At 67.6% G+C, this 23,687-nt stretch carries 15 protein-coding genes and 1 rRNA gene; 9 read left to right on the top strand and 7 right to left on the bottom strand.

Features of this window, described 5'->3' with window-relative positions; genetic code table 11:
* Positions 1–176: 176 nt before the first annotated feature.
* From pip to panB, 3 genes are all read right to left on the bottom strand, one after another.
* Positions 177–1,136 (bottom strand): prolyl aminopeptidase, encoded by a 960-nt coding sequence (pip, locus tag AORI_RS47010; RefSeq protein WP_016331600.1) that lies wholly within the window; start codon positions 1,134–1,136, stop codon positions 177–179.
* Positions 1,137–1,225: 89 nt separating this feature from the next.
* The gene (locus AORI_RS47015) at positions 1,226–2,200 is read right to left on the bottom strand and encodes a right-handed parallel beta-helix repeat-containing protein (protein WP_016331601.1); all 975 of its coding nucleotides are present in this window, start codon (positions 2,198–2,200) and stop codon (positions 1,226–1,228) included.
* 406 nt (positions 2,201–2,606) lie between these two features.
* Positions 2,607–3,482, bottom strand: coding sequence for a 3-methyl-2-oxobutanoate hydroxymethyltransferase (gene panB, locus AORI_RS47020; RefSeq protein ID WP_016331602.1), 876 nt, complete (start codon positions 3,480–3,482; stop codon positions 2,607–2,609).
* 244 nt (positions 3,483–3,726) lie between these two features.
* Here panB and lysX point away from each other — a divergent pair, with 244 nt between their 5' ends.
* Positions 3,727–7,044 (top strand): bifunctional lysylphosphatidylglycerol synthetase/lysine--tRNA ligase LysX, encoded by a 3,318-nt coding sequence (lysX, locus tag AORI_RS47025; RefSeq protein ID WP_043847921.1) that lies wholly within the window; start codon positions 3,727–3,729, stop codon positions 7,042–7,044.
* Positions 7,045–7,138: 94 nt separating this feature from the next.
* The gene (locus AORI_RS47030; protein WP_016331604.1) at positions 7,139–7,726 is read left to right on the top strand and encodes a DinB family protein; all 588 of its coding nucleotides are present in this window, start codon (positions 7,139–7,141) and stop codon (positions 7,724–7,726) included.
* Positions 7,727–7,738: 12 nt separating this feature from the next.
* Here the strand turns inward: AORI_RS47030 and AORI_RS47035 are convergent, their stop codons facing one another.
* Positions 7,739–8,275, bottom strand: a complete 537-nt coding sequence (locus tag AORI_RS47035; RefSeq protein WP_016331605.1) for a methylated-DNA--[protein]-cysteine S-methyltransferase — start codon at positions 8,273–8,275, stop codon at positions 7,739–7,741.
* A 90-nt stretch (positions 8,276–8,365) separates the two neighbouring features.
* Between AORI_RS47035 and AORI_RS47040 the strand changes: the two genes are divergently transcribed.
* A complete protein-coding gene (locus tag AORI_RS47040; RefSeq protein ID WP_016331606.1) occupies positions 8,366–8,992 on the top strand; it encodes a VOC family protein in 627 nt (208 codons plus the stop codon).
* On the opposite strand, the gene AORI_RS47045 is transcribed toward AORI_RS47040, so the two are convergent.
* Positions 8,963–10,720, bottom strand: coding sequence for an NAD+ synthase (locus AORI_RS47045; protein WP_016331607.1), 1,758 nt, complete (start codon positions 10,718–10,720; stop codon positions 8,963–8,965). The genes AORI_RS47040 and AORI_RS47045 overlap by 30 nt on opposite strands.
* A 149-nt stretch (positions 10,721–10,869) precedes the next feature.
* The gene (gene secA2, locus AORI_RS47050) at positions 10,870–13,197 is read right to left on the bottom strand and encodes an accessory Sec system translocase SecA2 (RefSeq protein ID WP_016331608.1); all 2,328 of its coding nucleotides are present in this window, start codon (positions 13,195–13,197) and stop codon (positions 10,870–10,872) included.
* A 149-nt stretch (positions 13,198–13,346) separates the two neighbouring features.
* Here secA2 and AORI_RS47055 point away from each other — a divergent pair, with 149 nt between their 5' ends.
* Entirely contained in the window at positions 13,347–14,918 is a 1,572-nt protein-coding gene (locus AORI_RS47055; RefSeq protein ID WP_228688392.1) for an alpha/beta hydrolase, read from the top strand.
* Between the two features lie 52 nt (positions 14,919–14,970).
* On the top strand, positions 14,971–16,515 hold the full coding sequence (locus AORI_RS47060) for an alpha/beta hydrolase (protein ID WP_081809639.1): 1,545 nt from the start codon (positions 14,971–14,973) through the stop codon (positions 16,513–16,515).
* Between the two features lie 79 nt (positions 16,516–16,594).
* Here the strand turns inward: AORI_RS47060 and AORI_RS47065 are convergent, their stop codons facing one another.
* Positions 16,595–17,263 (bottom strand): LppX_LprAFG lipoprotein, encoded by a 669-nt coding sequence (locus tag AORI_RS47065; RefSeq protein WP_051552882.1) that lies wholly within the window; start codon positions 17,261–17,263, stop codon positions 16,595–16,597.
* Between the two features lie 88 nt (positions 17,264–17,351).
* Here AORI_RS47065 and AORI_RS47070 point away from each other — a divergent pair, with 88 nt between their 5' ends.
* The 4 genes from AORI_RS47070 (at position 17,352) to AORI_RS47085 (ending at position 23,521) form a co-directional block, all read left to right on the top strand.
* Positions 17,352–18,617 (top strand): MFS transporter, encoded by a 1,266-nt coding sequence (locus AORI_RS47070; protein ID WP_016331612.1) that lies wholly within the window; start codon positions 17,352–17,354, stop codon positions 18,615–18,617.
* A gap of 68 nt (positions 18,618–18,685) precedes the next feature.
* Positions 18,686–20,029 carry a type I glutamate--ammonia ligase gene (glnA, locus tag AORI_RS47075; RefSeq protein ID WP_016331613.1) on the top strand — a complete coding sequence of 448 codons (1,344 nt, stop codon included), beginning with the start codon at positions 18,686–18,688 and terminating at the stop codon, positions 20,027–20,029.
* A gap of 14 nt (positions 20,030–20,043) precedes the next feature.
* The gene (locus AORI_RS47080; protein WP_016331614.1) at positions 20,044–21,606 is read left to right on the top strand and encodes an amidase; all 1,563 of its coding nucleotides are present in this window, start codon (positions 20,044–20,046) and stop codon (positions 21,604–21,606) included.
* A gap of 396 nt (positions 21,607–22,002) precedes the next feature.
* Positions 22,003–23,521: ribosomal RNA gene (locus tag AORI_RS47085) — 16S ribosomal RNA — on the top strand.
* Positions 23,522–23,687 lie beyond the last annotated feature (166 nt).

Below are 23,687 nucleotides of genomic sequence, written 5' to 3' on the forward strand. Positions count from 1 at the left end.
GAGGAAGAGAGCTCCAGAAGGCGTCGGATCGCGCGCGTGCCCTGGGCGAAGATGTGCCGCGGACGCGGCATGACTCAACGCGACGATCAAGACACCCGGATCCCCCCAAGGACGATGATCAAGGAGAACGCTATTGGTCTGACTCCACTTTGTCATCGGCCATTCGCAGGCCGAAGTCAGCGCCGTCGGAACGAATCCGTCGCTTTCCGCAGTGCCGCCAGCATCCCCGGATCCGTCACCGCATGCCCTGCCGCCTCCACCAGCTCCAGCTTCGAGTCCGGCCAAGCCCGGTGCAGTTCGTAAGCGGTCGCCGGCGGGCACACCGCGTCGTACCGGCCCTGCACGATCACGCCGGGAATCCCAGCCAGCTTCCCGGCATCCCGGATCAGCTGCCCTTCCTCAAGCCACGCCCCATGGCAGAAGTAGTGCAGCGCCAGCCGGGCGAACGTGACCGCGAACTCCGGCGACGCGTACTGGTTGTGGAAGGCGGGATCCGGGCGCAGACAGACGATCGCGCCTTCCCAGGTGCTCCAAGCGATGGCCGCACGTTCCCGAATAGCCTGATCGGGGTGGTAGACGAGTTCGCGGTAGGCCGACAGCGGGTCGTCGCGGAGGTCTTCGGGGATCGGCGCGAGGAAGTCTTCCCACTCGCGGGGGAAGAGGTTCGCGGCGCCGCCGTTGTAGATCCAGTCGAGTTCGCCACGGCGGACGGTGAACACGCCGCGCAGGATGATCTCGCTGACGCGGCTCGGGTGGGTTTCGGCGTAGGCGAGGGCGAGGGTCGCGCCCCATGAGCCGCCGAAGAGCTGCCACTGGTCGAGATTCAGCCGTTCGCGCAGCTTTTCCATGTCCGCGACGAGGTGCCAGAGGGTGTTGGCCGACAGGTCGACATCCGGTGCGCCGATATGCGGAGTGCTGCGGCCGGCGCCGCGCTGGTCGAACAGGATGATCCGGTAGGCCTCGGGGTCGAAATGCCGCCTGGCCATGGGGGAGATGCCGCTACCAGGGCCTCCGTGCAGCACGACCACGGGTTTGCCGTCCGGGTTCCCGGCTTCCTGGCAGTAGATCCGGTGCCCGTCGCCGACGTCGAGCATGCCCTCGGCGCGCACCTGGATCGGCGGGTACAGGTCATCCATAAGAACACTCTGCCCGAATCGGCGAGTGTCCGAAGGGTGGGGGCCCGCCCCCGCCGCCGGGCTGAGCGGGCCCCCGGTCTTCGGTCGCGTCAGCAGCCCGCCGTGGCGGCCACGTTCGCGAATCCCTTCCCGGCACCGGTCACCTTGTTGCTCGCGCAGACCTTGTTGCCCGTCGCGGCCTTCACGAGATAGAAGCCGTACGCGTAGCTGGACTGCACGTCCGCGGTGTTGCCGGAGAAGGTGTTGCCGCGGCCCCAGCCGTCAAGCTGGACATGGACCTCGAAGCCGCCGTAGGTCGCGTCGTGCACGAAGACCTTGCTGCCCCGGTTGTCCGCGACCACGTAGTTGTTGCCCTTCATGTCCACCCAGCTGTCGGCGAAGTGCTCGCCGCTCTGCCCGGTCCCGTCGAAGACGTTGCCGCGCAGTTCGCCGCCGGTGGTGCCTTCCTTGATGTCGATCGACTCGGCTCGCACGTTCGGGCCGATCTTGTTGTTCAGCGCCTTGTTCCGGTCGCTCCGGTCGGGCGTGCCGCCGGGCCAGTTGCCCTTCGCGGAACCGAAGTAGATGCCTTCGCCGTAGCCCGCGTACTCGCGGCCGGTGTCGGTCACCTCTGAGTTCTTCACGACGTTGTCGGTGCTCGTGTACTGGAAATGGATGCCCTCGTGGCCGACGCCGGCGACCTTGATGCCGTCGACGACGGTGTTCTTGACGCCTGTCGCCATCAGGCCCTTTTGTCCACCGGTGAGGGTGAAGCCGGTCAGGTTCCAGTAGCTGCCGGTCAGTTCGAGTGTGCGCCCGGCCGAGGCCTTGATGACCGCGCTTCGCGGACCCTTCAGCGTGATGCGGCTGCTGGACGTGCCGCTCTTCGCCGCCTTGAAGTTGCCCGTGAAAGTCGTGTCGGCCGCGAGTTCGATGACGGTGCCCGGAGTGACCGAAGCGAGCGCCGCCGTGAGCTGCTCCGAAGTCCCGACGCGGACCGTCGCGGCCTGTGCCGGGTACGCCGCCAGCGTCGACAGCAGGGCCGCACCGGCCGCAACGGCCAGAATCCGCTCACGAACACGCATCCGTGGTCCTCCTCGTCGAGGGATTGAAACTCGGTCGTGGCGGCGACGGGCTAGACGTTAAGCCTCTTTACGAATGAGAGTCAAGGACATGATTGAAGTTCATATACGTGAACGACTAAAGGAGGGTGGTCGGTCAAGGACCGCCTGGAAAGGGAGCAAGGGACCTTGCTACCGCGCTCCCTGGCGGGTGGGGGGTGTGTGGAAATAGGGACGTTGAGTGTCCCCAATTCCACATACCCCTTACTCCGTGTAGCGACGCTGACTGACCGTGTGGATTTTGGGACGTTAGATGACCAGAAACCCACACGGTCAGCCGCGACGAGAGCAAGGGACCTTTGCTACCACGCTCCTCGGTCAGGAGTGGTAGCAAAGGTCCCTTGCTCTCTTTTCGCAGGTCAGAGGCGGGTTAGTCGTGGAAAGAGTGCTCCGGCGCCGGGAATTCGCCTCGCCGCACGTCCTCCGCGAACGCGGACGCGGCCCCGGCGAGCACGCCGGCGAGATCGGCGTACTTCTTCACGAAGCGAGGTGTCTTGCCGCGCCGAAGCCCGGCCATGTCCTGCCAGACGAGCACCTGCGCGTCGCAGTCCGGCCCGGCGCCGATGCCGACGGTCGGGATCTTCAGCTCGTGCGTGATCCGCTTCGCGGCTTCGGCGGGCACCATCTCCATGACGACCGCGAAGGCGCCGGCCTCCTCCAGGGCGAGCGCGTCGGCGAGCAGCGCTTCGGCCGCTTCGCCGCGCCCCTGGACGCGGTAGCCGCCCAGATTGTGTTCACTCTGCGGCGTGAATCCGATATGTCCCATCACGGGGACACCGGCCGACGTCAGCGCCTCGACGTGCGGAGCGAATTTCCGCCCGCCTTCGAGTTTCACCGCGTGCGCGCGGCCTTCCTTCATGAACCGCACCGACGTCTCCAGCGCCTGCTGCGGTGAAAGCTGATACGAACCGAACGGCAGATCGGCCACGACCAGGGCCCGCTTCACCGATCGGGTGACCGCGCGGACCAACGGAAGCAGCTCCTCGACGGTCACCGGAAGCGAAGTGTCGTAACCGAACACGTTGTTCGACGCGGAATCCCCGACGAGCAGCACGGGAATGCCCACTTCGTCGAACAGTGCGGCGGTGTACATGTCGTAGGCGGTGAGCATCGGCCAGGCTTCGCCGCGCTCCTTCATGTCGCGAAGGTGATGTACGCGGACCTTCTTCCCAGATGTGGCCTGGGGCGCCGCGCCGGTCCCGTACGGAGCGGTGAGCTCGCCGGAATCCTTTTCGGTGGCAGACATCCTTGTCGACCGTCCTTCCCTCGAGGCCTCCAAGAGGTCCCCGGGTCGTGGAGCTGAACAAGACAAAGCGTGACATGCCCGGATACCGCTCCCAAGGCCCTGCGACCAGCTTCACACGGCGGCGTCACGCCCGCGGATGGGGAAATTCAGACCAGAGGATGATGATCGTTGACAACCACACAGGGTTGTGTGACGTCAAGTAAGTACAGCTGTCGATCTCCTGTGTGTACCGCGAAGGACCAGAATGGCAAACCCAGTGGGCCGAGTCGCGCCGTGGAAGGCGAGGGCGGGCGGGATCGTCGCCACCCTCGTGCAGCTCGCGGCCGTGTTCTCGGTGATCCTCCTGCTCGCCGGCGGCGTGAAGGGGCCGGTGCTCAGGACGGGTGACATCGCCTTCTCGGCCTTGAGCATCCCGACGAACGCGAGCCTCGTGATCGTCCTGCTGCTCGTCGTCCTCGGCGCCGCGCTCCGCCGCCGCAAACGCGCGGCCCTCTACACGCTCCTGCTGTTCCAGGTCGGCGGCCTGGCGGTGACGCTGGCCTTCCAGGCCGCCCTGCTGTGGTCACCCGAGCTGTTGAAACTGGGCCCGTGGCAGGTTCGGCACATTCCACACCAGGTGTGGGTGCTGGCCATCGCCGACCTGATCTCGATCGGGATGATCGCGTTCCTCTGGATCCTGCGGCCCGCGTTCCCCGCCCGGCTCGCGCCCGGAGCCTGGCGCGACGGTCTCACGGTGCTCTTCGGCGGCCTGGCCGCGGTCATCCTCGTCGGCTGGGGCTTGAGCGAAGCCTTCCCCGGCCGTCTCGCCGATACCTGGGCGCGGTTCGCCTGGGTCGTCAACCACACGACCGGAGAGAACATCCAGCTGCGCCGGGTCGGGATCGGCGAGGGGCCCGCGTGGCTCGACCTCGTGCTCGACCTCAGCGCGACGGCCGTCGCGACGGCCGCGCTGTACACGCTCTTCCGCGGGGTGCGCAGCCGTCGCTTGAGGACAGACGAGGAAGAACTGCGCGTACGCCGTCTTCTGGCCGAACACGGCGAAGACGACTCTCTCGGCTATTTCGCCACCAGGCGCGAGAAGAGCGTCGTCTTCTCGCCGAACGGCCGCGCCGCCGTGGCCTACCGCGTGCTCGCGGGCACCAGCGTCGCCAGCGCGGATCCCATCGGCGATCCCGACGCCTGGCCCGACGCGGTCCGCGCCTGGCTGAACGAGGCACGCACCTACGGTTGGACGCCCGGCGTGCTCGGCGCGAGCGAACGCGGCGCGAAGGTCTACGCCGACGCGGGTCTGCGCGCGCTGGAAATCGGCGACGAAGCCGTCCTCGACGTCCGCGACTTCAGCCTCGCCGGGCCGGAACGTCGTTCGGTCCGGCAAGCGGTCAAACGGATCGAACGGGCCGGATACAGCACGAAAGTCCGGCGGCACAGCGAAATCCCGGCCGACGAAATGGCCGGGCTGTTGCTGCACGCGCAGCAGTGGCGCGGCGCGGAGACCGAGCGCGGGTTCTCGATGGCGCTCGGCAGGCTCGGTGATCCGAGCGACGGTCGCAGCGTGATGGTGGAGGCGTACGACGCCAAGGGCGAGCTTCGCGGCATGCTGTCGTTCGTGCCGTGGGGCCGTCGCGGCCTGTCGCTCGACCTGATGCGGCGCGACCGCGACGCCGAGAACGGGCTCAACGAGTACATGGTCGCCGAGGTCGTCGCGGCGAGTTCCCACCTTGGCGCGCAACGGATTTCGCTGAACTTCGCGATGTTCCGCGCGGTCTTCTCCGAGGGGGAGCGGATCGGCGCGGGCCCGGTGCTGCGCGCCTGGCGCGGCGTGCTCAGCATGGCGTCGCGGTTCTTCCAGCTGGAATCGCTTTACCGGTCCAACGCCAAGTACGGGCCCGACTGGGAGCCGCGTTTCCTGTGCTATTCCTCGGCTCGACGGTTGCCGCGGGTCGGCATCGTCGCCGGCGCGCTCGAAGGTTTCGTCCCGACAGGACGATCGGGGCGGGCGCTCAAACTGGAGACGGTCACCGAGGAATTCGTCGTCGAAGTCCACCGCATCGAAGCGAACGCGGCCACTCCCGCGCCGAAACCGGTGCGACGCCCCGACCAGGTCCGGGTGCGGATGGCGAAGCTGGACCGCTTGCGGGAAGCCGGAATCGACCCCTACCCGGTCGGTTTCGCCCGGGAGGATCTGCTCGGCGACGTCGTTTCGAAGTTCGGCGATCTGAGCCCGGACACCCACACCGGTCATCGGGTCCGCGTCGCGGGCCGGGTGCTCGCGATGCGTAACCTCGGTGGGCTCTGTTTCGCGCGGATCAAGGATTTCAGCGGCGAGATCCAGCTGATGCTCGACGCCTCCGTGCTCGACCTCGGCGGCTGGCGGCGAGGCATCGACCTAGGTGACCATGTCGGCGTGAGCGGGCAGGTCGTGACGTCGCGGCGCGGTGAGCTTTCCGTGCTCGTCGACGAATGGACCGTGACGGCGAAGAGTCTGCATCCGTTGCCGGACAAGCGAAAAGGCCTCACCGACCCGGAGACGCGGGTGCGGCAGCGGTACCTGGACCTCGCGGTGAACCCGGACTCGACGGCGATGCTGCGGATGCGCTCGACCGTCGTGCGCGCGGTGCGGGAGCGGTTGCACCAGGGCGACTACCTCGAAGTCGAGACGCCGATGCTGCAGACCGTGCACGGCGGCGCCAACGCGCGCCCGTTCATCACGCATATCAACGCCTACGACATGCGGATGTATCTGCGGATCGCGCCCGAGCTCTACCTGAAGCGGCTTTGCGTGGCGGGCGTCGAGCGCGTTTTCGAGCTGAACCGGAACTTCCGCAACGAGGGTGTCGACGCGACGCACAACCCCGAATTCACCATGCTGGAGGCATATCAGGCGTATGCCGACTACAACACCATGCGGACCTTGACGCGCGAACTCGTGCAGTGCGCCGCGGAGGCCGCGTACGGCGCGCAGGTGGTTCGCCGCCCGGGGCCGGACGGGAAGGTCGTCGAGTACGACATCTCCGGTGACTGGCCGGTGATCCCGGTGCACGAAGCCGTCTCGGCGGCGCTCGGGGAGAAGATCGACGCGAGCACTTCCGTCGCCGAACTCCAGCGGCTGTGCCGCGCGGCCGGGGTGCCGGTGAACGAGGACGCCGGGCACGGCGATCTCGTGCTGAAGGCGCACGAGCATCTGGTCGAAGGCGCGACGGTGCTGCCGACCTTCTACACCGACTACCCGACCGACGTCTCGCCGCTGACCCGGCAACATCGCGTGGACCCGCGGCTGGCCGAGCGCTGGGACCTGATCGCGTTCGGCTCCGAGGTCGGCACGGCCTACACCGAGCTGACCGACCCGCTCGAGCAGCGACGGCGGCTGGAGGCCCAGTCGCTGCGCGCCGCGAGCGGAGACGTCGAGGCGATGGAGCTGGACGAGGACTTCCTGCTCGCGCTCGAACACGGCATGCCGCCGACCGGTGGGCTCGGCATCGGCGTCGACCGGCTGCTGATGATGCTGACCGGGGCGTCGATCCGGCAGACGGTGCTGTTCCCGTTCGTGCGTCCGCAGGGGTAAGTGGTAGCAAAGGTCCCTTGCTCCCTTCCTGGCCGAATCGCCCCAGGAAGCCGGTGCCGGGTGTCATGATCCCCTTCCAACGGAAGGAGCCACCATGGCTGGAAACGTTCCCCCGGTCGCCGACGAGCGCGAAGGACTCCTCGCGTACCTCGAGCAGCAGCGCCACGTCCTGCGCATCGCCGCGCACGGCCTCACCGAAGAACAGGCCAGAGCCGTCCCGACCAGAAGCTCACTAAGCGTCGGCGGCCTGATCAAACACACCGCGCTCACTGAAGACGGCTGGATCGACATCCTCCTTCAGAAGCCCTCGAAGCCGATGGACGAGGCCATGAAGGAGTACGAAGCCGGCTACGTGATGGCTGACGGCGAGACACTCGAAGACGTCTTCGCGCGTTACGACGAAGTCGCCCGCCGTACCTCGGACGTCATCGCGGACATCGCCGACCTCGGCCAGCCGGTCCCGGTGCCGAAGGGCGTGCCTTGGTACCCGAAGGACGTCGACGCGTGGTCGGTCCGCTGGGTGCTGCTCCACCTCATCGAGGAGACCGCGCGGCACGCCGGGCACGCCGACATCATCCGCGAGCACATCGACGGCGCGACGGCGATCCCGTTGATGGCCGCCGCGGAAGGCTGGCCGGAGACGCCGTGGCTCAAGCCTTGGTCGCCGGGTCAGAGCGACTAAAGCCCACAGCGATCAGAACAAGGTCGGTTCGTCCGCCAAAGCGCCTTCGATGACCAGCATCCGGCGCTTGGTGGCGACCCCTCCGCGCGCGGAGAAGCCGCCGTCCTTGCCGCCGGCGGCCAGCACGCGATGGCACGGCACGATGATCGGGACCGGGTTCCGGCCCATCGCCTGCCCCACGGCCTGCGCGCCGCCGGGCATGCCGAGGATGTTCGCTATGTCGCCGTAGGTCAGCGTCTTGCCCGCGGGGATCGTGCGGATGAATTCGTACACGCGGTGGTGGAAGTCCGGTACTCCTTCGTAGTCGAGTTCGACGCCGGTGAGATCCGTGCGCTTGCCGTCCATCAACGAGATGATCCCGTCGATCGCGCGCTGGATCTCCTCCGGCGGTGTGGATTCGGTCGCGTGGGGAAGGCGCGCGGTCAGTCGCGCCCTCGTCTTCTCTTCACTGCCCTCGGGGAGCTGTACCGCGACGACCCCGCGTTCGCTCCACGCGATGCCACAGTCGCCGATCGCGGTGCCGAACACGGAGTAGCCCGGTGCCGTCATGAGCCCAGGGTACGAGAGCGGTCCGACAGTTTCGGATGCATCGCCAGGCCGCGGTGCCGCCGGAGCCTGCGCTGCGGTAGGAGTATGGACATGAGCGACCTCGTGCTTGATCACCTCGTCTACGCCGGGCCGGACCTCGAAGAGGCCGTCGAGCGCGTCGCCGAGCTGACCGGTGTCACGCCGGTACGCGGCGGAAGGCATGTCGGTTTCGGTACGGCCAACTACCTGGCCGATCTGGGCGCCGGTGCCTACCTCGAGGTGGTCGGTCCCGACCCGGACCAGCCCGAGCACATCGGGCCGCGTCCGTTCGGCATCGACGAGCTGACCGCTCCCGCCCTGATCACCTGGGCAGCGCGTGTGGACGGCATCGACGAGGCGATCGCGGAGGCACGCCAACGCGGTTACGACCCGGGCGAAGCGTCGGAGATGTCACGGACCACCGACGACGGCGAACTGCTGACCTGGCGCCTCACCGGTGCGGGCGGCCTCGACGGGCTCGCGCCCTTCCTCATCGACTGGGGGAGCACCCCGCATCCGACGACGCGGGGGCTCCCGTCGATCCCGCTGCTCATGGTCACCGGTGTCCACCCCGAGCCGGCCGCGGTCGAAGCCGCGGTCCGCGCACTCGGGATGGACATGCTCGTCCGGCGCGACACGAAGCCCGGCCTGGTGGCCGTGCTGACGAACTCAGCCGGGAAGCAGGTCGCGCTGAGCTGAGCGGGTCACGACGGTGCCCTCCCGCCAGCCGTTGGTCATCGGCAGCCGCCGGTCCCGCCCGAACGCCTTGAACGTGATCTTGGTGCCCGGCGGATACTGGCGGCGCTTGTATTCGGCCTTGTCCACCATCCGCACCACGCGGTCGATGGTCTCCGGCTCGAAGCCCGCGTCGACCAGGTCGACGTAGCCGCGGTCGCCCTCGATGTAGTCGTCGAGGATGTCGTCGAGCATCAGGTAGTCGGGCAGCGAGTCGCTGTCCAGCTGGCCAGGCCGCAGCTCCGCCGAGGGCGGTTTGGTGATCGAGTTCTCCGGGATCGGCGGGGTTTCGCCGTTCTTCTCGGCTTCCTTGTTGCGCCATTTGGCCAAGTGCCAGACGTGCGTCTTGAAGAGGTCCTTGATCGGCGCGAAGGCCCCGACGGCGTCGCCGTAGATCGTCGAGTAGCCGACGGCGAGTTCGGTCTTGTTGCCGGTGGCCAGCACCAGGTGACCGTCCTGGTTGGACAGCGCCATCAGCAGCATGCCGCGGACACGGGCCTGGATGTTCTCCTCGGCGAGCCCGGTCAGCTGAAGCTGCTCGACGTAGACCTTGACCATGTCCGCGATCGGTTCGACGCGGTAGTGCGCGCCGATCCGGCGGGCGAGGTCTTCGGCGTCGCCCTTCGAGTGCTCCGAGGAGTACTCCGAAGGCATCGAAACGCCGTAGACGTTGTCGCCGCCGAGTGCGTCGGCGGCCAGCGCCGCCACGACCGCCGAGTCGATGCCGCCCGAGAACCCGAAGGTCACCGACGAGAAGCCGTTCTTGTGCACGTAGTCGCGCAGACCGACGACGAGCGCGTGCCACACCTCGGCTTCGTCCGACAGCGGTTCGCTGATCGCGGACTCGGTGCTCGGCGTGTAGGCCGGGACCGCGTCTTCGCTGAGCACGCGGCGCTTGACCCGCAGGCCCTCGAACTCGCCCTCGGCGGTGTGCCCGCCGGCGACGAGGTCCGTGTCGACGACGAGCAGGTGCTCGACGAACTGCGGCGCGCGCGCCAGCAACCGGCCGTCCGCGCCGACCACGATCGAGTCGCCGTCGAAGACGAGGTCGTCCTGGCCGCCGATCTGGTTCGTGTACACCAGCGGCGCCCCGGCCTCGGCCGCGCGGCGGGCGATGAGCGGCAGGCGGATGTCGTCCTTCGCGCGCTCGTAGGGCGAAGCGTTGGGCGCGACCACGAGGTCGACCCCGGCCTTGCCCAGCGCGGAGATCGGGCCGCCGTCCTGCCAGACGTCCTCGCAGATCACCATGCCGACGTCGACACCGTGGAAGCGGACGATCTCGAGCTCCTGGCCCGGCTTGAACCAGCGGTGCTCGTCGAAGACGCCGTAGTTGGGCAGGTGGTGCTTGAACTGGCGGGCGACCACTTCACCGCGGTACAGCGCGGCGGCCGCGTCGCGCGGGCCGGTCTCGTCCAGGTCGAGGTAGCCGATGTAGGTGAGCACCTCGCCACAGCCGGCGTCTTCGAGCCGCTTGGCGAGCGCTTCGACCATCTGCTTCGAGGCTGAGGCGAAGGTCGGGCGGAGGGAGAGGTCCTCGACGGGGTAACCGGTGAGGGACATCTCCGGGAAGACGACGATGTGGGCGCCTGCTTCGGCGGCCTTGCGAGTCCACTCGACGGTGAGCTCGGCGTTGCCTTCGAGGTCGCCGACGGTGGTGTTGACCTGGGCCAGTGCGATGCGCAGTTGCGGCATGCCGACATTCTCACCCACCGGCGCCCGCGGGGACGACCGGATGTGCCGAATCGCCCACCCGGGTGCGGTCGTCGCGAAAAGAGAGCGGGGGACCTTTGCTACCACTCGCCGAAAGAGAGTGGTAGCAAAGGTCCCCCGCTCCCCGCGCGCTACTTGCGCTTGATCATGCTCCGGACCTTCTTGATGGTCTGCTCGAAGTCGGAGTCGAACGGGTTGTCGTGCACCAGGTACGTCCACGTCGTGTTCGCCCGCCGCACCCCCGCGTCCCCGAGGTCGATCCCGTTGTCGGTGATCTCGGCCTCCTCGAGCGTCTTCGCCGCCCGCTCGGCCGCCTCCGGGATGATCTTGTGGAACTCGGGGATCGCCGCGCGGTGGAACTCGTCGATCGGCGTCTCCCGCGCCAGCGCCCGCAGGTGGATGCTCTCCCGCACGTCGGTCAGGAACGCCAGGTGGTCGGACCACAGCTGGTCGATGTGGAACAGCAGCACCTCGCGGCACAGCTGCTCGACGCGGGCCTCGTCGTCGACCTTCTCCGAAAGCTCCTTGAACTTCTCCGGGTGCGCCTTCTCCAGCACCTCCGCCGCGTGCGCCGTCCGCAGCACCTTGTCCCGGTGCTCCAGCAGCTCGCCGCGCTGCCGCTCGATCAGCCGTGTGTAGCGCCAGGTGTTCCGGTGGATCTCCAGGTCGACACCCTCGGCGACGCGCTGAGCGTGGTTGATCTGCCGCAGCGCCGCCGGGTCGACGATCTCGCCGCTGCCCACGTCCGAGCTGATGCCCTCGGGGATGTCCGGCGCGTTCGACAGCACGAGCTCGTCGTTCAGGCTCGCGAAGAACACCGCGCTGCCCGGGTCGCCCTGTCGCCCGGACCGGCCGCGCAGCTGGCCGTCCAGCCTGCTCGACGGGTAACGGGCGGTGCCGATCACGTGCAGGCCGCCCAGCTCGACGACCTCGTCGCGGCCTTCGCCGTCCTTGCCGCCCAGCCGGATGTCGGTACCCCGGCCCGCCATCTGGGTCGAGACGGTGACCGCGCCCTTCTTGCCGGCGTCGGCGATGATCGCGGCCTCCTCGGCGTCGTTGCGCGCGTTGAGCACGACACATTCGAGGTCGACCTTCGCCAGCTTCTCGGCCAGCTCCTCGGATTCGGCGACGTCCTGGGTGCCGACGAGGATCGGCCGCCCGCTCTCGTGCACCCGCCGGATCTCCTCCTCGATCGCGCGCAGCTTCTGCGACGGCGACCCGAAGATCCGGTCTTCCTGGTCTTCACGGATGTTCGGCGTGTTCGGCGGGATGACCGCGACCTCGAGCTTGTAGAACTCGCGCAGCTGCTCGGCGACCGCGACCGCGGTACCGGTCATGCCCGCGACCTCGGGGTAGCGCGCGAGCAGCGCCTGCACGGTGATCGAGTCGAGGATTTCGCCCCGGTCGGTCGCCTTGACCTGCTCCTTCGCCTCGACGGCGGCCTGGAGACCGTCCGGCCAGCGCTGAAGTTCGGCGACGCGGCCGCGCGCGGCGTTGATCAGATGCACCTTGCCGTCGCGCACGAGGTAGTCGACGTCGCGGGTGAGCAGCGCGTGCGCGTGCAGCGCCACGTTCACCGCGGGCAGCCGGTCCGAGCCCGTCTCGTCGTAGAGGTTGATGTCGTCGCCGAGTGCCTTCTCGACCACCGAAGCGCCGGCCTTGGTCAGCCAGGCGTTGCGGCCGTCGGCGTCGGTCTCGTAGTGGAGCCCGAGCCGCAGCCGCCGGACGATGTTCGCGACCTCTTCGTCGGCGTCGGTGTGGTCGATCGAGCCGGCCATCACCAGCGGCACGCGGGCCTCGTCGACCAGCACGGAGTCCGCCTCGTCGACGATCGCCACCTCGGGCTCGCGCTGGACCAGGTCCTCTTCGCGGGTCACCAGGCGGTCGCGCAGCACGTCGAAGCCGATCTCGCTGACGGCGCCGTACGTGACCTCCTTCGCGTACGCCTCGCGGCGCTCGTCGCGGGAGTGCGCGGGCTCGACCCAGCCGACGGAGACGCCGAGCAGGGCGTAGATCGGGCCCATCCACTCGGCGTCACGACGGGCGAGGTAGTCGTTCACCGTGACGACGTGGACGTGCTTCCCGCGCAGGGCGTACCCGGCGCCGGCCAGCGCACCCGCCAGCGTCTTGCCCTCACCGGTCTCCATCTGCACGATATGCCCGCTGAGCAGGCCCATCGTGCCCAGCAACTGGACATCGAAGGCACGCTCGCCGAGCGCCCGCCGCGCGGCCTCGCGACCGAGCGCGCAGACCTCGATCAGCTGGTCGTTGCCGAAGGAAGCGGCGTCGCGAAGCTTGCCGGCCCGCTCTGTCAGCTCCTCGTCGGAAAGCTTCTCCAACTCGGGCTCGAGCTTCTCGATGGCCGGCAGCAGCGCTTCGTAGCGGGTCAGCTCGACGCTGCCCGGCCGCTGGATGATCCGGCGCAGCTTCTTGCCCACCCGGCTGATCAGTGCTGCCACCCCTGTGCTCCCGTCTGTTCTTCTGCCGTCCGCACCCGTATCACCAACGCAGTGGTGGTGCGGCCGAGTTCCACGGCCGATGGCACGATCCAACCGTGTCCACTCATGTCAGCGCCAGGTCCCGTGCCCGTCGATTCGCCGCGATCACGCTGTCCGGCCTGCTCGCGGTCACCGTCGCCGCGTGCTCGTCGGGAGAGGGTAGAACCCAGCCGCCGCCTCCGGCCACCGAGTCGCATGCTCCGACCGGACCGGTGCCCGCCGGACTCGAAAAGTTCTACGGACAGAGCCTGACCTGGGCCGACTGTGCACCCTACGCGACATCCGATGACGCGAAAGCGGCGTTTCGGGTGAAGGACGCACAGTGCGCCCGGCTCACCGTCCCGCTCGACTACGCGAAGCCCGAAGGCGACTCGATCACGCTCGGTCTGCTGCGCCGGAAGGCGCTGGATACCGACGAAAGGATTGGGGCGCTCGTGGTCAACCCCGGCGGGCCCGGCGCCTCGGGCATGCAGGCCGCGGCCGGTCTCGCCTCCCGGACGGCGACGAACGAGCTGGGCAAGCGCTTCGACGTGGTCGGCTTCGACCCGCGCGGCATCGGCGCGAGCCAGCCACAGGTCCGCTGCCTGACCGATGCCGAACGCGACGCGGACCGCGCGGACGACAGCGAGACCGACGGGTCACCCGAGGGAGTGAAAAAGCAGGAGACCGAGTCCCAGGACTTCGCGGCGAAGTGTGCCGAGCGGACCGAACACGGCGCCGCGATGCTCGCCAACCTGGGTACGCGTGACGTCGTCAAGGACATGGACATCCTGCGTTCGGTCCTCGGCGAGCCGAAGCTGAGCTACCTCGGCTACTCCTACGGGACGCGGATCGGGTCCGCCTACGCCGAGGCGTTCCCTGCGAACGTCCGCGCGCTGGTGCTCGACGGTGCCGTCGACCCGGAGCAGGACGCGGTTGAGTCGCTGGTCGCGCAGGGGCAGGGCTTCGGCAAGGCGTTCGGGGAGTTCTCGAACTGGTGCGCCGCGCGTGAGGACTGCGCGCTGGGGCGCGACGCCGCCGGCGCGACGAAGGCGTTCCAGGACCTGGTGCGGCCCCTGATCGACTTCCCGGTACCGGTCGGCGACGGCCGGAAACTGTCGTACGAGGACGCGACGACGGGCGTGATACAGGCCCTCTACCAGGAAGATCTTTGGGAACCGCTGAACACCGCGCTCAACGACCTGAAGCGCCAGCGCGGCGGCGGCCTGGAAAAACTGGCCGACCTCTACAACGAGCGCGGCGCCGACGGCCGCTACGGGACGACGCAGGACGCCTTCGTCGCGATCCGCTGCGTCGACGACCCCCGGGTCACCGATCCGGCGAAGATCCTCGACGCGCAGAAGCGGTACGCGCAGGCGGCGCCGTTCCTCGACGACGGCAAGCCGGACGGAGCCGCGCGTGACTCCTGCGCCTTCTGGCCGGTGCCGAACACCTCGGAGCCGCACCAGCCGAACGTCGAGGGCCTGCCGAAGACGCTGGTCATCTCGACGACGAACGACCCGGCGACCCCGTATCAGGCGGGCGTCAACCTCGCGAAAGCGATCAAGGGAGCTTTGCTCACGTTCGAGGGCAACCAGCACACGGTGTTCCTCCAGGGCGTCTCGTGTGTCGACCAGATCGGCATCGACTACCTGGTGAACGGCGCCCTGCCGGACGAGGGCACGCGCTGCGCCGCCAAGTAACGAGTTCGGCGTGAAGGGCCATGAACGGCCGGGACGCTGCGAAGATCGCGAGATGAGCCTTCGCCGCGTCCCGGCCGTGCTCGTTGTCGCCGTGCTGGTCGCTTCCTGCACGACGCAGCAGCCACAGCCCGCGCCGACGGTGTCGCCGACCACCACGGCGTCACCTACTCCGGACCCGAAGGCGCTCGAGAAATTCACTGCGCAGAAGTTGGCGTGGGGCGCGTGCTTCGAGGACAAGGGGTTCGACTGCGCGAAGCTCACCGTGCCGCTCGACTACCTGAAGCCGGACGGCGAGACGATCTCCATCGGCGTCCTCCGGCACAAGACGAAGAACACCGGCAAACGGATCGGCTCCCTCGTGCTCAATCCGGGTGGCCCCGGTGGCTCGGGCGTCTCGGCCGCGGCGCGGATCGCGAAGTCCCGGCCCGCCGCGGCGCTGGCCGAGCGTTTCGACATCGTCGGATTCGACCCGCGTGGGGTCGGGACCAGCGAGCCGAAGCTCGTCTGCCTCACCGATGCCGAACGCGACGCGGATCGCGCGGAAGATTCGGAAAGCGACTCGACACCCGCCGGGATCGCGAAGCAACTCGCCGACGCCAGGGCGTACGCCGCGAAGTGCGCTGAGCGCACGAAGCACGGCAAAGAGCTTCTCGCCAACATCGGGACCAGGGATGTCGTCCGCGATCTCGACGTCCTGCGCTCAGCCCTGGGCGACGAAAAGCTCACCTACCTGGGTTTTTCGTACGGCACGCAGATCGGGACCGCCTATGCCGAGGCCTACCCGGACAAGGTGCGGGCGCTGCTCCTCGACGGCGCCGTCGATCCTCAACTCGACACCGCCGAATCGCTCGTCATCCAGATGGCGGGCTTCCAGAACACCTTCGCCGAATTCGGCAAGTGGTGCGTGGCTCGTACGGATTGCGCGCTCGGCCGTGACGCGGGCGCGGTGACGAAGGCGTTCCAGGACCTGGTCCAGCCGCTGATCACCGCCCCGGTACCCGCGGGGACCCGCAAGCTCTCGTTCGAGGACGCCATCACCGGCACCAGCGCCGCGCTGTACTCGCAGGACGCGTGGAAGTTCCTCAACGACGGGTTCGCCGAGCTCAAGCGGGGAAGTGGCAAGACGCTGGTCGCGTTGGCCGACAACTACTACGGCCGCGAGCCGGACGGCCGGTACACCGGCATCCTCGACGTGTACTTCGCCGTCCGTTGCGTCGACAGCACGCGGATCGCCGACAGGCGCGTCATCGACGACGCTCACCAGCGGATGCTTCAGGGCGCGCCGTTCCTGACCGGCGGCACCCCGGACATGAGCGAGCTGGACATCTGTTCGGTATGGCCGGTGCCCGCCACGTCGGAGGTGCACAAACCGGACGTCGACGGCCTGCCGCGGCCCCTGGTCATCTCGACCACCGACGATCCGGCGACCCCGTACGCGTCCGGTGTGAACCTGGCGCGAGACCTCAAGGGAGCTTTGCTCACGTTCGAGGGCGCGCAGCACACCGTGTTCCTCGACGGCAACGAGTGCGTCGACAGTGCCGGCCGCGCCTATCTGATCGATGGCGACCTACCCGCGCCCGACACCCGCTGCTCCTAGCGGGGGAGCAAGGGACCTTTGCTACCACCGACCCCGCTGACCAGGCATTTCCCGCCCAAAAGGGAGCAGGGGACCTTTGCTACCGCCCGGCCCCCACGACCACCGCGTTATGCCTGGTCAACGCCAGTTCCAACATCACCGCGAACTCCTCCGGCTTCGTCGGCGGCACCTGCAGCCACACCCGCACCAGCCGCCGCGGCTCGTCCCGCGAAATCCACAGCTTCACGAACACGTCCGACTTGATCTCCGGCACGATCCCGCCGATCACCGCGGCCGGCACCTTCGCGGCGATCCGGAACGACTCGGTGTCCTGCACCCGCTCCCACCGCTCGCCCCGCAGGTCGGTCGCACCGGTCAGCAGCCGCCGAAGCCCGCCTTCGGGCCCAAGCATCGCTTCAGGCGTGTACGGCGCCGAAGCCGGCAGCACCTGCTCCCCGTCGGGCCCGCTGAGCGTGACCTCCGAGCCAGACATCCGGTACTCGACCTTCCGCCGCCCGGAGTCGTCCTGCAGGTCGGCCTTACCGACCGCGCCTCCATCGAGGCTGACATCGCCGTCCAGCCCGCGCACCGGCAGGCCGGTGACGACGCCGTTCACCCCGAGCGTGAACCGCACGCTGCGCAACGAAACGAGGGAGTCGGCCGCCGCGCTCACGTAGTCTTGGGCAGGCGGCAGCGGGGGAGACCCCGCGCAGCCGCCGATGAGCCCGAGCGTGAGCAGCAGCGCCGGCACGAGGTGACGGCAGCGCATGACCGAAGCCTATGGCTTGGCCCGAATCTTTCGCACAGTGTCCTTCCGGCCGCTTTCGCCGGGCGCCGCCGCCCATGACGCTGTACCCGTGCAATCCGAGACCCGGCTCCACCGCGCGTGGTTCGTCGCCGCCGCCGCCTTCATCGCCCTGCTCGCCGCCGCCGGTTTCCGCGCGGCCCCAGGCGTACTCATCGACCCGCTTCACAACGAGTTCGGCTGGTCGCGCGCGACGATCGCTTCGGCCGTCTCCGTGAACCTCGTCCTCTACGGACTCTTCTCGCCCTTCGCGGCGGCTCTCATGGAGCGCTTCGGCATGCGACGCGTCGCCTCGACGGCGTTGTTCGTCGTCGCGATCGGCGCGGGCGGCACGGTGTTCATGAACGCGAGCTGGCAGCTCATCCTCTGCTGGGGAGTACTGGTCGGCGTCGGCACCGGCTCGATGGCGATGAGTTTCGCCGCCACCGTCGCCGCACGCTGGTTCGTCCGCAGCCGCGGCGTCGTCACCGGCGTCCTCACCGCGGCGGGCGCCACCGGCCAGCTGATCTTCCTGCCGATCGTGGCGAACCTCGCCGTCGACGAAGGCTGGCGGACGGCGTCGCTCGTCATCGCCATCGCCGCGCTGGCCGTCGTCCCCGTCGTCCTCCTGGTCGTCCGCGATCACCCGTCCGACGTCGGAACGACCGCTTACGGCGCGGAGCCGGGCGAAGTCGCTCCGGTCGCCCGCACGGGCGGTTCCGCCCGCCGCGCGCTTTCGGTCCTCGGCTCGGCAGCCCGCACGAGGACGTTCTGGCTGCTCGCCGTCGGCTTCGCGATCTGTGGCGCCACGACGAACGGCCTGGTCAGCACGCACTTCGTGCCCGCGGCGCACGACCACGGCATGCCGCAGACGACCGCCGCCGGCTTGCTCGCCCTCGTCGGCATCTTCGACGTCGTCGGCACGATCGCCTCGGGCTGGCTCACCGACCGCGTCGATCCCCGGATCCTGCTCGGCGTCTACTACGCCCTTCGCGGCGTTTCGCTCGCCCTGCTCCCACAACTGCTGAGCGGAACGGTGGAACCGAGCATGTGGGCGTTCATCATCTTCTACGGCCTCGACTGGGTGGCGACGGTTCCGCCCACCGTCGCGCTCTGTGTCCGGCAATACGGCGCCGCCGGGCCGATCGTCTTCGGCTGGGTCTTCGCCAGCCACCAGCTCGGAGCCGGTCTCGCGGCCTTCGGTGCGGGCGCGATCCGCGATTCCTCGGGTAGCTACGCGCTCGCTTGGTACATCGCCGCGAGCCTCGCCGTGATCGCTTCGGTCGCTTCGCTGTCGATCACCAAGGCGGCCAAGCCCGAGCCGGTCCTCGTGGGGTGAACCACCACTTCCGGTCGATCGGCGCGTCGCGAAACATGTCGTTAACACGTTCTCGTTAGGGTGCGGCCATGGATCGCCAGCAGGAGTTCGTGCTCCGTACCTTGGAAGAGCGCGACATCCGTTTCGTCAGGCTCTGGTTCACGGATGTGCTGGGGTTTCTCAAGTCCGTCGCGGTGGCGCCCGCCGAGCTCGAGGGCGCCTTCAGCGAGGGCATCGGCTTCGACGGATCGGCCATCGAAGGATTCGCGCGCGTCTACGAGTCGGACATGGTCGCGAAGCCCGACCCGGCCACGTTCCAGGTCCTGCCGTGGGAAACGCCTGACGGCGGCCCGTACTCGGCGCGCATGTTCTGCGACATCGCGATGCCGGACGGCTCCCCGTCCTGGGCGGATCCCCGGCACGTCCTCCGCAGGCAGCTCTCGAAGGCGGGCGAAGCGGGTTTCACCTGCTACGTCCACCCCGAAATCGAGTTCTTCCTGCTCTCCAACCTGCCGGACGACGGCAGCGAGCCCGAGCCCGCGGACAACGGCGGCTACTTCGACCAGGCGAGCCACGCGACCGCGACGCACTTCCGCCGCCACGCCATCGAGACACTCGAGGCGATGGGGATCTCGGTCGAGTTCAGTCACCACGAGGGCGCGCCCGGCCAGCAGGAGATCGACCTCCGGTACGCCGACGCGCTGACCATGGCCGACAACGTGATGACCTTCCGTTACGTGGTCAAGGAGGTCGCACTCACCCAGGGGGTTCGCGCGACCTTCATGCCGAAACCCTTCACCGACCAGCCGGGTTCCGGCATGCATACCCACGTGAGCCTGTTCGAGGGCGATCGCAACGCCTTCTACGACGCGGAAGACCCATACGAGTTGTCCGCGACGGGCAAGGCCTTCGTGGCGGGGCTCTTGCACCACGCGAAGGAGATCTCGGCGGTCACCAACCAGTGGGTGAACTCCTACAAGCGGCTGATCAGCGGCAGCGAGGCCCCGACCACCGTTTCGTGGGGCCGCGCCAACCGCTCCGCGCTGGTCAGGGTGCCGATGTACTCGCCGGGCAAGGCGTCGTCACGCCGCGTGGAGATCCGCACGCTCGACTCGGCGTGCAACCCCTATCTGGCGTACTCGGTCATCCTGGCCGCCGGTCTCAAGGGCATCGAGAAGGGCTACGAGCTCCCGCCGCCCGCCGAGGACAACATCTGGCAGTTGTCGGACGCCGAGCGCCGCGCGGCCGGATATGCCCAGCTTCCGCAGAACCTCGGGGAGGCGCTGGCGGAGATGGAAAAATCGGAACTTCTGCCCGAAGCGCTCGGAGAGCACGTTTACGACTTCTTCCTTCGCAACAAACGTGTTGAATGGGATAACTACCGCAGCGCGGTGACCCCGTACGAGCTGCGGACCCTGCTTCCGGTTCTCTAGACGAAGGAGACCTGATGGTGCGGCGGCCGGTGTTCGGAGTTCTGACGGCGCTGGTCGCCGCGACCATCGTGGCAAGCGCCGCACCAGCGGCATCGGCCGCCGGAAAACCACTCGATCTCGACGCCGCCGACATCCCCGCGCTCCAGGCCCGGATGTCCTCCGGACGGCTGACCGCCGTCGGCCTGACCTCGGCTTATCTCGACCGCATCCACAAGATCGACCGGAAGGTGAACGCGGTCATCGCGGTCAACCTGGCCGCGATCGCGCAAGCCGCGGAGAGCGACGTCAGGCGACGTGCCGGCAAGACGCGGGGACCGCTGGACGGCATCCCGGTCCTCGTGAAGGACAACGTCGACACCCGCTCCCAGCAGACGACGGCGGGGTCGCGCGCACTGCGCGGCAAGCCCGCGAAGGACGCGACCCTGATCCGCCGTCTGCGTGACGCGGGGGCGGTCGTCCTAGGCAAGGCGAACCTGTCGGAATGGGCGAACTTCCGCGCCGCCAAACCCACTTCCGGGTGGTCGGGCGTCGGTGGGCAGACGAACAACCCGTACGTGCTCGACCGCAACCCGTGTGGGTCGTCCGCCGGATCCGCCGCGGGTGTCGCCGCTTCACTCGCCCAGGTGGCGATCGGCAGTGAGACCGACGGCTCGATCGTCTGCCCGGCGGGGATGACCGCGACAGTGGGGCACAAACCGAGTCTCGGCCTGGTCAGCCGCACCGGCGTGGTGCCGATCTCGGCCGAACAGGACACCGCAGGCCCGATGGCCAGGCACGTCGTCGACGTCGCGCTGACGCTGTCCGCGCTCCAGGGCCGCGACCCGAGCGACCCCGCCACCGGCACGTACCCGCCGAACCAGCCGACCGACTACGCCGCGCACCTGCGGCCCGGCGTGCTGAAGGGCTCCCGGATCGGGCTTTGGCGCCTGCCGGTCCTCGGGCCGGACGTCGAAGCCGTGATGATGAAGACCAAGAACTCGCTGGTCAAGGCGGGGGCTGAAGTCGTCGAGGTGACGCCGCCGTACCAGGCGAGGCTCGGCGAACTGGAGTTCCCGGCCCTGCTCACCGAGTTCCATCGCGACATCGATCGCTACCTGGCCACGCGCCCCGAAGGCCCGCGCGACCTCGCCGCGCTGATCGCCTACAACCGGTCCGACCCGCTGGAGCAGACCTGCTTCGCCGGACAGGAACTCTTCGAACAGGCACTCGTCGCGCCCAGTCCGTCCGACCCCACTTATCAGGCCAACCGCCGCGAGCTCACCGATCTGGCGAAACGCTCGATCGACGAGACCCTCGCGAAGTACCGCCTCGACGCCATCGCCGCGCCCACCAACCCGCCCGCCTGGAAGACCGACTGCAAGACCGGCGACAACGACGTGATCCCGTCGTCGACGCCGGCCGCGGTCTCGGGCTACCCCGCGGTGACCGTGCCGGCCGGTTTCGTAGGCGAGCTCCCGGTCGGGGTTTCGTTCATGGCGGGGCAGTGGGCGGACGCCCGAGTGCTCGCCTACGCGGCCGACTTCGAACGCGTCGTCCCCGCCCGCGAACCGCCTCGCTACCTGAAGACCGTCGGATGACGGGGGTTTACACCGGCTGACCTGCGGCGATGTCGTTAAGTGACCCCCCTGTTTTCGGGGGGTTCCGGGGCATGTAATCTTCTCTTCGTCGCCAGGAACACCGGGCCGCCGGGGCCGAAAGCCCCGAGGTCAGGAACCAGGGCCGAGCGGGTTGACACCGCGAACCGGACCAGGTAACGTTCAGCGTCGGCCCACGAGCGGCCGCCGACCCCCTACGACTAAGACCGTAGGATTCGGCATGCTCGACCAAAAGCTTGTGAATATCGCTTGAAGCAAAGCGTGTTGCTTGAGAACTCAACAGTGTGCTAGTGAACTAAGCCAGTAGAGCTTATGTAGTGAAACCTCGTAAGAGGTTCCTTTGAGAGCATTATATTGCCTCGATTGAATTCGAAGACATTGTTGGAGAGTTTGATCCTGGCTCAGGACGAACGCTGGCGGCGTGCTTAACACATGCAAGTCGAACGATGAACCCGCTTCGGTGGGGGATTAGTGGCGAACGGGTGAGTAACACGTGGGCAATCTGCCCTGTACTTTGGGATAAGCCTGGGAAACTGGGTCTAATACCGGATATGACTTCTCATCGCATGGTGAGGGGTGGAAAGCTCCGGCGGTACGGGATGAGCCCGCGGCCTATCAGCTTGTTGGTGGGGTAATGGCCTACCAAGGCGACGACGGGTAGCCGGCCTGAGAGGGTGACCGGCCACACTGGGACTGAGACACGGCCCAGACTCCTACGGGAGGCAGCAGTGGGGAATATTGCACAATGGGCGCAAGCCTGATGCAGCGACGCCGCGTGAGGGATGACGGCCTTCGGGTTGTAAACCTCTTTCGCCAGGGACGAAGCGCAAGTGACGGTACCTGGATAAGAAGCACCGGCTAACTACGTGCCAGCAGCCGCGGTAATACGTAGGGTGCGAGCGTTGTCCGGAATTATTGGGCGTAAAGAGCTCGTAGGCGGTTTGTCGCGTCGTTCGTGAAAACTCCACGCTTAACGTGGAGCGTGCGGGCGATACGGGCAGACTTGAGTTCGGTAGGGGAGACTGGAATTCCTGGTGTAGCGGTGAAATGCGCAGATATCAGGAGGAACACCGGTGGCGAAGGCGGGTCTCTGGGCCGATACTGACGCTGAGGAGCGAAAGCGTGGGGAGCGAACAGGATTAGATACCCTGGTAGTCCACGCTGTAAACGTTGGGCGCTAGGTGTGGGCGACATCCACGTTGTCCGTGCCGTAGCTAACGCATTAAGCGCCCCGCCTGGGGAGTACGGCCGCAAGGCTAAAACTCAAAGGAATTGACGGGGGCCCGCACAAGCGGCGGAGCATGTGGATTAATTCGATGCAACGCGAAGAACCTTACCTGGGCTTGACATGCGCCAGACATCCCTAGAGATAGGGCTTCCCTTGTGGTTGGTGTACAGGTGGTGCATGGCTGTCGTCAGCTCGTGTCGTGAGATGTTGGGTTAAGTCCCGCAACGAGCGCAACCCTTATCCTACGTTGCCAGCGCGTTATGGCGGGGACTCGTGGGAGACTGCCGGGGTCAACTCGGAGGAAGGTGGGGATGACGTCAAGTCATCATGCCCCTTATGTCCAGGGCTTCACACATGCTACAATGGCTGGTACAGAGGGCTGCGATACCGCGAGGTGGAGCGAATCCCTTAAAGCCGGTCTCAGTTCGGATCGCAGTCTGCAACTCGACTGCGTGAAGTCGGAGTCGCTAGTAATCGCAGATCAGCAACGCTGCGGTGAATACGTTCCCGGGCCTTGTACACACCGCCCGTCACGTCATGAAAGTCGGTAACACCCGAAGCCCATGGCCCAACTCTTCGGAGAGGGAGTGGTCGAAGGTGGGACTGGCGATTGGGACGAAGTCGTAACAAGGTAGCCGTACCGGAAGGTGCGGCTGGATCACCTCCTTTCTAAGGAGCAACACATCCACAGTCCTCGGGATACCCGAGACCAGCACTGTGGAGTGGCTCAGGCCTAGAAACCGAATGTGTTTCTGCCTGGGTTGCTCAAGGAATTGTGGAACTACTGGTTAGGGTTCGGCCGGCTTCTGCCGGGACGCTCTAGTACTGCACTTTT

Source organism: Amycolatopsis keratiniphila (genome assembly GCF_000400635.2).
GTDB classification, from domain to species: domain Bacteria; phylum Actinomycetota; class Actinomycetes; order Mycobacteriales; family Pseudonocardiaceae; genus Amycolatopsis; species Amycolatopsis keratiniphila.

Excerpts from the sequence above, each read along its gene's own strand:
- pip (WP_016331600.1), bottom strand. The coding sequence starts at position 1,136 with ATGGATGACCTGTACCCGCCGATCCAGGTGCGCGCCGAGGGCATGCTC.
- AORI_RS47015 (WP_016331601.1), bottom strand. The coding sequence starts at position 2,200 with ATGCGTGTTCGTGAGCGGATTCTGGCCGTTGCGGCCGGTGCGGCCCTG.
- panB (WP_016331602.1), bottom strand. The coding sequence starts at position 3,482 with ATGTCTGCCACCGAAAAGGATTCCGGCGAGCTCACCGCTCCGTACGGG.
- lysX (WP_043847921.1), top strand. The coding sequence starts at position 3,727 with ATGGCAAACCCAGTGGGCCGAGTCGCGCCGTGGAAGGCGAGGGCGGGC.
- AORI_RS47030 (WP_016331604.1), top strand. The coding sequence starts at position 7,139 with ATGGCTGGAAACGTTCCCCCGGTCGCCGACGAGCGCGAAGGACTCCTC.
- AORI_RS47035 (WP_016331605.1), bottom strand. The coding sequence starts at position 8,275 with ATGACGGCACCGGGCTACTCCGTGTTCGGCACCGCGATCGGCGACTGT.
- AORI_RS47040 (WP_016331606.1), top strand. The coding sequence starts at position 8,366 with ATGAGCGACCTCGTGCTTGATCACCTCGTCTACGCCGGGCCGGACCTC.
- AORI_RS47045 (WP_016331607.1), bottom strand. The coding sequence starts at position 10,720 with ATGCCGCAACTGCGCATCGCACTGGCCCAGGTCAACACCACCGTCGGC.
- AORI_RS47060 (WP_081809639.1), top strand. The coding sequence starts at position 14,971 with ATGAGCCTTCGCCGCGTCCCGGCCGTGCTCGTTGTCGCCGTGCTGGTC.
- AORI_RS47065 (WP_051552882.1), bottom strand. The coding sequence starts at position 17,263 with ATGCGCTGCCGTCACCTCGTGCCGGCGCTGCTGCTCACGCTCGGGCTC.
- glnA (WP_016331613.1), top strand. The coding sequence starts at position 18,686 with ATGGATCGCCAGCAGGAGTTCGTGCTCCGTACCTTGGAAGAGCGCGAC.
- AORI_RS47080 (WP_016331614.1), top strand. The coding sequence starts at position 20,044 with ATGGTGCGGCGGCCGGTGTTCGGAGTTCTGACGGCGCTGGTCGCCGCG.